The organism is Caulobacter sp. (assembly GCF_039596335.1).
GTDB lineage: Bacteria > Pseudomonadota > Alphaproteobacteria > Caulobacterales > Caulobacteraceae > Caulobacter.
Genome location: NZ_JBCNJZ010000001.1, coordinates 1 through 11970, shown reverse-complemented (window position 1 = coordinate 11970; position 11970 = coordinate 1). Strand labels below are relative to the sequence as shown.

The following is an 11970-nucleotide window of genomic DNA, read 5'->3' as shown; positions in this document are numbered from 1 at the left end:
ACCGCCCGTCAGCCCAAGTAATGTCGGACCTGCAACGTGCGGTCGCGCTTGTGAATGGGGGGCAATGGCGCCAAGCGCAAATTCATGCCCAGCGGGTCCTCGCCGTCACGCCAAAGGATTCCTCGGCGCTGAACGTCCTTGGAACCGTGGCCATGAACACTGGTCCGGTCGATGATGCGCTGGTGTGGTTCGAGCGGGCGGCTGCCGGTCAACCTCGAAACCCGTTCATCCAGTTCAATCTCGGAGAGGCGCACAGGCGCCTACACGCCTATCCGACAGCGGCGAAATTCTTCCAGCGCGCCGCGGTGTTGAAGCCGGACTTTGCAGAAGCCCACGCTGCCGCAGGCGACGCCTTCAGGATCATGCGACAGGGGGTTCATGCCGAGCGCAGCTACCAAGCCGCCCTGCGTCTATCGCCAACCCTGCCTGGCGCGCTCAGCGGGTATGGGCTCCTGGCGTTGCAAAACGGTGATCCGAGCTTGGCCGCGTCCCGCTTCGAGACAGGCTGTGTCAACGCGCCCGTCGGCCATCCCATGCGGCCCGTCCTCCTCGCCAATCTCGGCGTTGCGCTGCTGCAGATTGGCCAAGGGCTGCAAGCCTTCGACGTGCTGGCTCAGGCCGTCGACATCGTGCCTGGGGACGACGAGCACTGGCGGCGGCTTGCAGGCGCCCTTCGCCATACTCGAGTGGCGCCCGCGACCCCTGCCTTCCGTGATGTTCTATGCCGCCTCTTCGAACGAACGGACGTGAACCCACGGAATTTGGCGACCGCGGCCTTAGCGGTCATCCGTCAAGATGCGGAGATCGACGATCTCCTCAATGCGGTCGCTGCTGAACCGCGAGCGCTGACACGCACGCTTGAGGAAAAAAGTGATGCCGCCTCCCGCTTCGTCCAGGATCCGCTGTTTCGAAGCCTCCTTGCATCTGCGCCAATTCCGGACGCGGCAGTGGAGCTTCTGCTCGTTCAGCTGCGAGCTGATCTATTGGCCATCGCCAACGACGAGCCTGCAAGCCTGGAAGAGGAGCTTGGCCTCATTGTCGCGATCGCGCGACAGGCGTTTCTCAACGAATTCGTCTATTTCGCTAGCGTCGAAGAGCAGAGTCGCGTTGATTCTCTGATCGCCCAGCTTGAACACGAAGACCCCGAATTCGGGGCGGGGGCGGCCGCGAGGATCGCCCTGGTGGCGGCGTATCGCCCGCTTGCCTCCACCCCGCTCTCGTCGCGACTTCAGGCCGTTGATCTCCCGGCGTTGGCCGATCTCCTCCGAGAACAACTGACCGAACCTGCCGAGGAGGCGCGCCTTCGCTCAACCCTGCCCCTGCTGAAGCCCATGGTCGACAGCATCTCGATCGCCGTGCAGCAGCAATACGAAGAGAACCCATATCCGCGCTGGACGCGCTGCGGTCTGGGTGCGCCGTTGCCGTTCCGGGAAGCTGTTCAGGCCGCATTGCCTGAGCTCGCAACGCGGGAAATTCCCGAGACCGACGCACCCCAAGTGCTCGTCGCGGGGTGCGGCACGGGACTGGAAACGCTGCGTGTGGCGAGCACCTACCGTAGCGCTTCGATCCTAGCGGTTGACTTAAGCGGCGCCAGCCTTGGCTACGCAATGCGCAAGAGCCGAGAATACGGGATCGAGGTTGAACACCTTCAAGCCGACATTCTTGATCTCACCGCCCTGAGTCAGAGGTTTGACCTGATCGACAGCTTTGGCGTCATTCACCATATGGCCGAGCCGGTGCGAGGTCTGAAGGTGCTCTCAGGGCTGTTGAAACCGCAGGGCCTTATTTTCCTGGGGCTCTACAGCGAGATCGGCAGGCGCGCCGTTGTCGAGGCGCGACGCCACATCGCCCATGGACAGTACGCGAACTCGGCGGAGGGGATTCGCGCTCTACGGCGTGAACTGATGCTGGCGGGCGCGCCGGCCCAGCTGCAGAGCGTGGTGAGCCCGGCCTCGGATTTCTGGACGTTATCTGATTGCCGAGACCTACTCTTTCATGTGGAAGAGCATCGTTTCACGTTGCCCCAGATTGGCGAGCTTCTGGATTCAGCGGGCCTGGAGTTTCTCGGTGTGCAGTTCGGGCATCAGGCAGATCGAACCCGCTACCGCGCCGAAAATCGATCATCCGACTCGATGCGCGACCTCCGGCGCCTTCATCTCCACGAGATGAAGCATCCCGAAATCTTCGGCGATACCTATCGTCTATGGGCGCGGCGGACCAAGGCGCCCAAATGACGGAGGAGATGGCGCCGCCTCAGATCGATCTGGTGACAGAACAGGGATGCGTTCGCAGGCAGGCCGCCTTCGCTTTTGCCGTATGCGTCCTGGTCCTCACACTGGCGTGTCTCGGCCTGCCCCGGCTCTTCGAATTCCCGACGTCTCTGGCCGAACGCGTCGCCTTTGGCCTGCGGGCTAATCTGGTGATCGGCTTTTGGGTGCTGCTGGCCGTGCAGAGGGTGGCGCACGTGCGGTTTGTGTCGGCCGCCGACAACGCCGGGTCCGCCTTCAGCCGGCCAAGCGCGCGCTTGGCCATTCCCGCCGCGTTCCTTCGAAACACCCTTGAGCAGGCCTTCGTGACTAGTGTTGGCCTCTTGGCGCTCGCGACGGCCAAGGGCGAAGCCGCGCTGGCTTACATCGTTGGAGCGGTCGTCCTCTTCAGCGTCGGAAGGAGCACGTTCCTCCGCGGCTATCCGCGCGGCGCGGGCGCGCGGGCCTTTGGAATCGCCGTCACCGCGTTGCCCACCCTAGGCGCCTACTGCTGGGCCATCTTCGACACCTGCGCGAACCTGCTACCCTGATCCTGGTGCGAGGTGCCGTAGAACAGCGTCACCGGGCAGTGCGACTTGCTCGAGCCTTAATAGTAGCGTCGCAGCACCAGCGTGCGTGTAGATCCATCCGACAGCGAGAGCACGGCCTTGCCTCCCGCCGGCCCGTAGCGCCATCGAGCCAAACCGCTCGATGCGTAACGCGGGCCGATTGGCAAGCCGTCCACGGCGACAATGATCTCGCCCTCACGCCACCCGGCCAAGGCGGCCGGCCCACCCTGGGCGACATGGACGACGCGCAGATGACCAGACTCCACAGCGAGGCCCAGGCCAGACAAATCCCGCCTAAACGGCGTCGCCAATCGACGTGCCTCGGGTTTCAGCCAAAGGGCTTGGCCCGCGACATCCAGAGCAAATAGAAATCGCTCGAAAACGGGCAGGCCCAGCTTGGCGGCGACAAGGGTGGGGTCGGTCTTCGCCAACACCTCGCAGGGAACATCGTGGATCAGGCTGCGTCCGACCCGGAGCGTCGCTACCGAAATAGTGCGGCTGATGGACAGCCCGTCGATCCCTCCCGTCGCCGCCGACGAAATTTTCCGGCCACGCATCAAGGTTTGCGCCTCCGCCAAGGCCGGCGTGACGGTGAGAGGATTGGAACTGCCCAGGTCAATCGCCGCGGCGACCGGGTCGTGTCCCTCCAGGACGATCGGGAGAGAGAGCTGCCCGCGCAAGCTCTTGGTGACCGCAAAGCGTTCCGCGCCCGGCCATGGCCGGAAGGCGTCGCGGGGGAGGAATGCGAGGCGGCGGGCTGTAAAATCGATCGCGAGAATGGCGTCTCTAAGCGCGTCGATCCCAAGGATAACATTGGGCGAGCCACCATCGGCTCCAAAAATTGGCGCGAAATCGGTGACTAGATATCGCTCGACGGCGAAATGCGTCCCGCCAAGATCGAGACTGAGGTCGCTACCCGCGCCCAGCGTGACCGACCCGACATCGCCGCGAACGCTGCGGGCGCCCGTCGAAGCCAAGCCCAGCCGCTTGGCAAGCGCGGCATCGACGACGGTCATCGCCGAGCCTGTATCGATCAAAATCCTGACGCGCTCGCCCTGTACAGTCCCGCCGACCATCACGGCATCGGGATCCGGAAGGAGGGGCGACCAGAGCGTTTTAGGGTTCGGGGCGACCGTCGCGCTCGTCGCCTTCCTCGCGACCGCTAACGCTGCGCCCATCGCGAACGCCATTGATCCCATTCTGGCCAATAACGCTCGGCGGGTCTCCTCTGAGCAATGCATTTACGGGACTCGCGGACGATGTTGAGGGCCTACGGAACATCGCCTCAATCGGGGTCAATCACCAGGCGACGTACGCCTTCATAGCGCCGAGTGCGTGTTCGCGGCCAAACTTGGCGTGCGCCGATCACGGCCGCCCACTCGATCTCGGGCTTGTCGGAGCGCTGTCCAACTGAACCGCGCCACGCTCCATGCCGCCGATCTTGGTCATCTCCGTAACTAAAATCTGGCCCCATTCCCGGTGCGCCAAACCGCGATTAGTCGATCGGAGATAATTTCCGCTTGCTCCTCCAGTGGCTATAGGATGCATGAAGCTTCATCGTGGCGGCCTTCGCGGCCCCGCGCTCCCCCGTCCTGTCGCCCGTACCGTTTCCAGCCTGCCGATCGCCACGCCACCGGAGTGATAATGACTACTGTTCTTAACGCCGTGGGGCGGGCCATCTCTGGGCTGATGATCGTGATCCTGGTCCTGGCGGGTGGCGCGGGCGTCGCGACGGCCCAGGAGGCCAGCTCGTCCCAGACCGCATGGCGACTGCTCGATTACCTGTCGGTCGACTATGCTGGCGCGGTGAAGGATGGCAAGGTCATCAGCCCGTCCGAATATGCCGAGATGAACGAGTTCGCCGGCCAGGTGCGCGAGCGCATCGCGGGTTTGCCGGCCACCAAGGCCCAGCCGGACCTGCTGGCCAAGGCCGAGAGCCTTCAGGCCACGATCGCGGCCAAGCAGGAACCGGCCGTGGTCTCGACCAAGGCCCATGCCCTGGCCAATGACCTGCTGGCCGCCTATCCGACGCCCCTGGCGCCCAAGCGGGCGCCGGACCTGGCGCGAGGGGCCGCCCTCTATGCCGAGAACTGCGCGGCTTGCCATGGCGAGACGGGCAAGGCCGACGGTCCGAACGCGGCCGGTCTCGACCCGCCGCCAATCGCCTTCGCCGACGCCGAGCGCGCCCGCCAACGCAGCGTCTTTGGCCTCTACCAGGTCATCCAGCAGGGCCTCGACGGCACCGCCATGGCCAGCTACGCCCACCTGCCGTCCGACGAACGCTGGGACCTGGCCTTCTATGTCGGGCGCTTTGCCTTCAGCGACGCCGAAGCTGCCGCCGGCGAGAAGATCTGGAACGAGGACGCCGCCGTCCGCGCCCGTTTCCCCGACCTGCAAACCCTGACCCAGACCACGCCCGCCGCCCTTGCGACCGCCGTGGGCGAGACCAAGGCCCGCGCCCTGACCGCCTATCTGCGCCGCCATCCCGAAGTCGTCACCCGCACGGGCGGCGGCTCGCTGGACGTCGCCCGCCAGAAGTTGGCCGCCAGCCTCAAGGCCTATGAAGCCGGTGACCGCAAGGCCGCCGCCGATCTGGCCCTGGCCGCCTATCTCGACGGCTTCGAGCCGGTCGAGCCGTCACTAGGCGCACGCGATCCGGCCCTGATGCGGCGGATCGAGGGCGCGATGGGCGACGTGCGCGGCGCGATCGGCAAGGCCGCGCCGGCCAGCGAGGTCCGCGACCAGATCGAGCGCCTGGATGCTCTGTTCGCCGCCGCGGGCCGCGCCTTGGCGCCGGAGAAGGCCAGCAAGCTGTCCAGCTTCGTCGGCGCCTTCACCATCCTGCTGCGCGAGGGCCTGGAAGCCCTGCTGATCGTGGTCGCCATGATCGCCTTCCTGCGCAAAGCCGAGCGGACCGACGTGCTGCCCTATGTCCACGGCGGCTGGATCGCGGCCCTGGCGGCCGGCGGTCTGACCTGGGCGGCGGCGACCTTCTTCATTTCGATCAGCGGCGCCAGCCGCGAGCTGACCGAGGGCTTCGGCTCGGTGATCGCCGCGGCCGTGCTGATCTCGGTGGGCCTGTGGATGCACGGCAAGGCCCAGGCCGACGCCTGGCAGGTCTATATCCGCGAGAAGCTGTCCCATGCGCTCTCGAAGCAGTCGGCCTGGTTCCTGTTCCTGCTGGCCTTCATCGTCGTCTATCGCGAGGTCTTCGAGACCATCCTCTTCCTCACGGCGCTCTCCACTCAAGGCGGAGCTGGGGCGGTGGTGGGCGGGATCACCGCTGCGTCGCTGGTCCTGGCGGCGATCGCCTGGGCGATGCTGCGTTTCTCCAAGCGCCTGCCGATCGGGAAGTTCTTCGAGTACAGCGCGATCCTGATGGCTATCTTGGCGGTCGTCCTGGCCGGCAAGGGTGTGGCCGGTCTGCAGGAGGCGGGTCTGCTCGACCTGCATCCGCTGGCCTTGCCGCGCGTCGAGCTGCTGGGCTTCTTCCCGACGATCGAGGGCGTCGCCGCTCAGGCGATGACCATCGCTATCCTTGTCGGCGGCTTCTTCTGGAACCAGACCAGTCGTCGCGACGATACGGAGAAGACCGCCTAGCGCGCCGACATCATCCGCAGCACGCGCTGCTTCCCGCCTGGATCGGTGGGCAAGCAACGTCGCCGTAGGAACAGTAGACGCAGCAGTCGCCTGGCTTGGGCTTGAGCACGGCGCCGCAGCCTTGGCAGTCGTAGAAGTACTGGCAGGCGTCCGTGGGCATGGTGTCGGTCGCCTGGTGGCCGCACTGCGGGCAGGTCAGGGTGGAGATCGGTTCAATCCGCATCTTGTTCATCCTCGCGCGTTCCGGATCAGAGCCAGGGCCCAAGGCTCGATGATGGGTTGCCAGAGCAGCGCGGCAGCCACCAGGGCGGTGGCTACGGCCAGCAGGCTGATCCCAAGGCGTGACGGAACGGCGCAGGCGCTGTCGATCCGGCATGCCCGCGTTCGACGCCATGTCACGATCCAGCCGGCGCAAACGACGCCGAGCGCAAGGATCGTCAACCAGGCGCGCTGACCCGCGATCCAGCCCAGACCACCCAGGCCCAAGCCCGCGAGCGCCAGGGACATCGGCAGGATGCAACAGGCGGCCCAGGCGAACACAGCACCGGCCGCCGCGGCTAGCGCCGCCCAAGTCAGAGTCGTTTGGGCCGGGCGGTCTTTTCTCCCGCCGCGCGGCGTTTCAAGGCCGTCTTGCGCCGTCATCCTGTCACCTCCTGGTTCGATGCCGACACAAATGCCATCTGTAGCCGCTACAGACTCAAGCTCTAATCGAGGGCGCCATGACCCATCACGCGATTCAGATCGGCGAACTCTCCCGCCGAACCGGCTGCAACATCGAGACGATCCGTTACTACGAGCGGATCGGCCTGATTTCCGCGCCCCCGCGGCGGGGGCGCTATCGGAGTTATGGCGTCCAGGACGTGGGGCGATTGAGCTTCGTGCGCAGGGCGAGGGAACTGGGGTTCAAATTGGATGAGGTACGCGCCCTTCTGAACCTTGCCGCCGACGGACAGGCCGCGTGCGCCGAGGTTCGCGACCTGGCCGCGGCGCACCTGGACGATGTGCGGTCGCGGATCGCCGACCTTCAGCGGATGGAGCAGGTCCTGGCCGCGTCCGTGAAGGCTTGCGACATGGGGCGCGATCCAGGCTGCCCGCTGATCCAGACCCTGAGCGCGTAGGACGAAATGGCGGGCTGAAGTGCGGCCCGACTGATGGCGAAGTCTTGAGTTTCGCGGCGTGTCGGGTCGGCGCGGAATCTGGGTCCGCGCCGACCCGCGGGGCGACTATTGTCTGTGGATCGCGGTCACCTCGCCCGCGCCGTCGTGGAGCTTCAGGTCGAAGGCGACGTGGTCGCCGACCGCGACGCCGTCCAGCAGGGCCGGGGCGATCTTGAAGCCCATGGTCATGGCCGGCCAGCCGGCTTCCGGGATGGCCTGGTGGTCGAGGGTGATCGTGCCGGCGGCCTTGTCGATCGCCTTCACCACGCCAACGCCCTTGGCCATCTTGTCGGCCGGGGCCATGTCCATGCCGGCCATGGCGTTGGCGTTGGCGTTGGCGTTGGCGTTGGCGGGCGCGGCGGCCGAGGCGGGCCCCGCCGGAGCGGCGGGCGCCTCGGTCTTGCGGCCGCAGGCGGCCAGGCTGGTCGTCGCCAACAGGGCGGCGAGCGTCAGGGACAGGGTCTTCATTGGGTGTTCTCCTAGGTTGAGGGGGACGTGGAAAGGACGGTTCGGACCTGACGGCGGCGCAGCAGCAGGTAGCCGGCCGGGATCACGAACATCGACAGCAGCGGCGCGGTGAGCATGCCGCCGATCATCGGGGCGGCGATGCGGCTCATGACCTCCGAGCCCGCGCCATGGCCCCAGAGGATGGGGGCGAGGCCCGCCAGAATCACCGCCACGGTCATAGCCTTGGGCCGCACCCGCAGCAGAGCGCCTTCGCGAACCGCGGCCTCGACCTGATCGGGCGTCGGGTTCCGACCAAGCGTGTCCATGGCTTGTTTGAGATAGATCAGCATCACCACCCCGAACTCGGCCGAGACGCCGGCCAGGGCGATGAAGCCGACCCCGGTGGCCACCGACTGGTGGAAGCCGGCCAGATACAGCGTCCAGATCCCGCCGGTCAGGGCGAAGGGCAAGGTGGCCATGATCAGCCCTGCCTCGTCGAAACGGCGGAAGATCACATAGAGCAGCACGAAGATGATCAGCAGGGTGGCCGGCACGACGATCTTCAGCCGGTCGGCGGCGCGCTGCAGATATTCGAACTGGCCCGAGTAGGAGACGCTGACGCCGGGCGACAGCCGCACTTTCTGGGCCACCGCCTGGCGAAGGTCGCCGACGACGGAGGCCAGGTCCCGGCCGCGCACGTCGACATAGACCCAGGTGGTGGGCCGGCCGTTCTCGCTCTTCAGCATCGGCGGTCCGTCGGCGATCTCGACCTGCGCCACCGTGCCCAGGGTAATCTGCGCGCCGGCGGGCGTCAGGATCGGCAAGGCCCGCAGACCTTCCAGGCTATCGCGCAGCTCGCGGGGATAGCGCACGCTGATCGGATAGCGCGCCAGGCCCTCGACCGTCTGGCCGATGGTCTCGCCGCCGATCGCCCCGGAGACGATCGACTGGACGTCGTCGATGTTGAGGCCGAACCGGGCGGCGGCGGCCCGATCGATGCGGACATCGACATAGCGCCCGCCGGTCAGCCGTTCGGCCAGGGCGGAGCTGACACCGGGCACGCCCTTGGCCACGCCCTCGACCTCGCGAGCGATCCGGTCGAGTTCGGCGAGGTTGGCCCCGGACACCTTGACCCCGATCGGGCTCTTGATGCCCGTGGCCAGCATGTCGATGCGATTGCGGATCGGCGGCACCCAGACATTGGTCATACCGGGCACGCGGACACGTTGGTCGAGCTCAGCGACCAGCTTGTCGGGGGTCATGCCTGGCCGCCACTGATCGCGGGGCTTGAAGCGGATGGTGGTCTCGAACATCTCCAGCGGGGCCGGATCCGTGGCGCTTTCGGCCCGGCCAGCCTTGCCGAACACGCTGTCGACTTCCGGCATGGTCTTGATCATCCGGTCGGTCTGCTGGAGCAGCTGTCCGGCCTTGGCCGCCGATAGTCCTGGCAAAGCGGAGGGCATGTAGAGCAGGTCGCCTTCGTCCATGTTGGGCATGAACTCCCCACCCAGGTGGGCGAGCGGCCAAGCGGTGGTCGCGAAGGCCAGCAGCGCGACCAGCAGGGTGGTCCTGGGCCGGCGCATCACCCGGTCGAGCAGCGGACGATAGGCCGCCGTCAGCACGCGGTTGACGGGATTGGCCGCCTCGTCGGGGATCTTGCCGCGGATCAGATAGCCCATCAGCACCGGGATCAGGGTCACCGAAAGGATGGCCGCCGCCGCCATGGCGTAGGTCTTGGTGAAGGCCAGGGGGCGGAAGAGCCGGCCTTCCTGGGCCTGCAGGGTGAAGACCGGGATGAACGACAGGGTGATGATCAGCAGGCTGAAGAACAGGGCGGGCCCGACCTCGGCGGCGGCCTCGGTGATCACCGCCCAGCGGGCCTCGCCGGTCAGGATCTCGCCCGGATGCTCATGGGCCCAGCGCTCCAGCTTCTTGTGGGCGTTCTCGATCATCACCACGGCCGCGTCGACCATGGCCCCGATGGCGATGGCGATGCCGCCCAGCGACATGATGTTGGCGTCGACGCCCTGGCTCTTCATGACCAGGAAGGCGGCCAGCACCCCCAGCGGCAGGGAGAGGATCGCCACCAGGGCCGAGCGCAGGTGGCCCAGGAACAGGGCGCAGACCAGGGCCACGACCAGGAACTCCTCCAGCAGCTTGCCGGTCAGGTTATGGACGGCCCGGTCGATCAGGCCCGAGCGGTCATAGGTGGTGATGACTTCGACGCCCGGCGGCAGGCTCTTCTTCAGCTCGGCCAGCTTGGCCTTCACCGCCGCGATGGTCGTGCGGGCGTTCTCGCCGGAGCGCAGGATCACCACGCCGCCGGCGACCTCGCCCTGGCCGTTGAGTTCGGCGACGCCGCGCCGCATTTCCGGGCCGACCTGGATCGTGGCCACCTCGCCCAGACGCACGGGGACTCCGCCGGCCGCCGTCCTCAGCGGCACGGCCTGGAAGTCCTCGATCGTCTTCAGATAGCCGGTGGCGCGGACCATGTATTCGGCCTCGCCCAGCTCCAGCACCGAGCCGCCGGTCTCGGCGTTGGCGCCTTTCAGCGCGGCGACAACCTGTTGGTGCGTGACCCCGAAGCTGGCCAGCTTCTGCGGGTCGAGCACCACCTGGTACTGGCGGACCATGCCGCCGATCGCCGAGACCTCGGCCACGCCCGGTAGGGTCTTCAGCTCATAGCGCAGGAACCAGTCCTGGATCGATCGCAGCTGGCTGAGGTCGTGAGCGCCGGTCCTGTCGACCAGGGCGTATTCATAGACCCAGCCGACCCCGGTGGCGTCGGGCCCCAGGGCCGGGCGGGCGCTTTCGGGCAGGCGGCCTTGCACCTGGTTGAGATATTCCAGGACCCGCGAGCGGGCCCAGTAGAGGTCGGTCTTGTCGTCGAAGATCACATAGACGAAGCTGTCGCCGAAGAACGAATAGCCGCGCACGGTCTTGGCGCCAGGGACCGAGAGCATGGTGGTGGCCAGCGGATAGGTGACCTGGTTCTCGACCAGCTGCGGGGCCTGGCCCGGATAGCTGGTGCGGATGATCACCTGGGTGTCGGAGAGATCGGGCAGGGCGTCGATCGAGGTCGACCGCACCGCCAGGCCGCCGGCCACGATCAGCGCCAGGGCGCCCAGCAGCACGAAGAAGCGGTTGGCGACCGACCAGCGGATCAGGGCGGCGATCATGCGCCACCGCCGATCTTGGCGATGCGCCGGATGATCGGGTCGGCCGGCGGCGGGTCGAAGGCGAAGCGGACCTGGTCGCCGGCCTTCACGCCCTTCAGCAGCCTCGGGTCGGCGCGGAAGGTCATGGTCATGGCCGGCCAGCCGATGGCCGGCACGGGGCCGTGCGAGAGGGTGACGCCGTCCGGGGTCACCTGCTCGACGCGGCCGGTGGTTTCGGCCAGGGCCGGCTTGGCCGGGGCCATCGGCTTGGCCATGGGCGTGTCGCCTGGGGGTGTTTGAGGGCCCAAGGCCGGAAGCGGCCGGACCTGCAGGCCCGCCAGGCTGGCCTCGGAATCGACCAGGAACTGGCCCGAGGCGATGACCTTCTGGCCGGAAGACAGGCCGGCCAGGATCTCCGTCCGGCCTCCGGCTTCGCGCCCGGTCCGGACCTCGACGGCCTGGTAGCGGCCGCCGTCGGCGGCCAGCATCACCACGTCGCGCGCCCCGGTGCGGATCACCGCCTCGGACGGGATCAGCAGGGCGGTCCGCGTCGCCGCGTCGAAGGCGATGGTGGCGAACAGGCCAGGCTTGAGGCGGCCGTCGCGGTTGGCCAGTTCGATCCGCGCCTGCAAGGTGCGGCTGTCGCCCTGGGCCTGCGGGAGCACGGCCTGGACCGTCCCGCGCAGGGTCTCGCCCGGATAGGCCGCCAGGGTGACGCCAACGCCCTGGCCCGGACGCAGCTGCCCGGCCTGCGCCTCGGGCACGGCGGCCGTGACCCAGACCCTCGAGAGGC

General features: G+C 67.2%; 10 protein-coding genes. 4 read left to right on the top strand and 6 right to left on the bottom strand.

Annotation, left to right across the window (positions count from 1 at the left end):
* Positions 1-20 precede the first annotated feature (20 nt).
* Together ABDW31_RS00050 and ABDW31_RS00045 are read left to right on the top strand one after the other, a co-directional pair.
* On the top strand, positions 21-2234 hold the full coding sequence (locus tag ABDW31_RS00050) for a methyltransferase domain-containing protein (protein ID WP_343698210.1): 2214 nt from the start codon (positions 21-23) through the stop codon (positions 2232-2234).
* Positions 2231-2797 carry an MAPEG family protein gene (locus tag ABDW31_RS00045; RefSeq protein WP_184717241.1) on the top strand — a complete coding sequence of 189 codons (567 nt, stop codon included), beginning with the start codon at positions 2231-2233 and terminating at the stop codon, positions 2795-2797. The genes ABDW31_RS00050 and ABDW31_RS00045 overlap by 4 nt, the downstream gene beginning before the upstream one ends.
* Positions 2798-2853: 56 nt before the next feature.
* Here ABDW31_RS00045 and ABDW31_RS00040 read toward each other — a convergent pair whose 3' ends face one another.
* Positions 2854-4005: an aspartyl protease family protein gene (locus ABDW31_RS00040; protein WP_184717243.1), complete on the bottom strand. Its 1152-nt coding sequence runs from the start codon at positions 4003-4005 to the stop codon at positions 2854-2856.
* A gap of 454 nt (positions 4006-4459) precedes the next feature.
* Between ABDW31_RS00040 and ABDW31_RS00035 the strand changes: the two genes are divergently transcribed.
* Positions 4460-6415, top strand: a complete 1956-nt coding sequence (locus tag ABDW31_RS00035) for a cytochrome c/FTR1 family iron permease (RefSeq protein ID WP_343698209.1) — start codon at positions 4460-4462, stop codon at positions 6413-6415.
* A 10-nt stretch (positions 6416-6425) separates the two neighbouring features.
* Here ABDW31_RS00035 and ABDW31_RS00030 read toward each other — a convergent pair whose 3' ends face one another.
* Both ABDW31_RS00030 and ABDW31_RS00025 read right to left on the bottom strand, forming a co-directional pair.
* Positions 6426-6647: a GDCCVxC domain-containing (seleno)protein gene (locus tag ABDW31_RS00030; protein WP_168077325.1), complete on the bottom strand. Its 222-nt coding sequence runs from the start codon at positions 6645-6647 to the stop codon at positions 6426-6428.
* Positions 6644-7057 (bottom strand): MFS transporter permease, encoded by a 414-nt coding sequence (locus ABDW31_RS00025; RefSeq protein ID WP_241693663.1) that lies wholly within the window; start codon positions 7055-7057, stop codon positions 6644-6646. Before ABDW31_RS00025 ends, ABDW31_RS00030 begins: the two co-directional genes overlap by 4 nt.
* A 77-nt stretch (positions 7058-7134) precedes the next feature.
* On the opposite strand from ABDW31_RS00025, the gene ABDW31_RS00020 reads away from it, so the two are divergent.
* On the top strand, positions 7135-7533 hold the full coding sequence (locus ABDW31_RS00020) for a helix-turn-helix domain-containing protein (protein ID WP_168077320.1): 399 nt from the start codon (positions 7135-7137) through the stop codon (positions 7531-7533).
* Between the two features lie 105 nt (positions 7534-7638).
* Here the strand turns inward: ABDW31_RS00020 and ABDW31_RS00015 are convergent, their stop codons facing one another.
* The 3 genes from ABDW31_RS00015 to ABDW31_RS00005 all read right to left on the bottom strand — a co-directional run.
* A complete protein-coding gene (locus ABDW31_RS00015) occupies positions 7639-8040 on the bottom strand; it encodes a copper-binding protein (protein WP_184717244.1) in 402 nt (133 codons plus the stop codon).
* An 11-nt stretch (positions 8041-8051) separates the two neighbouring features.
* Positions 8052-11198, bottom strand: a complete 3147-nt coding sequence (locus ABDW31_RS00010) for an efflux RND transporter permease subunit (RefSeq protein WP_184717246.1) — start codon at positions 11196-11198, stop codon at positions 8052-8054.
* A partial coding sequence (locus tag ABDW31_RS00005) for an efflux RND transporter periplasmic adaptor subunit (RefSeq protein WP_343698208.1) occupies positions 11195-11970 on the bottom strand: 776 nt, incomplete at its 5' end. The genes ABDW31_RS00010 and ABDW31_RS00005, both read right to left, overlap by 4 nt.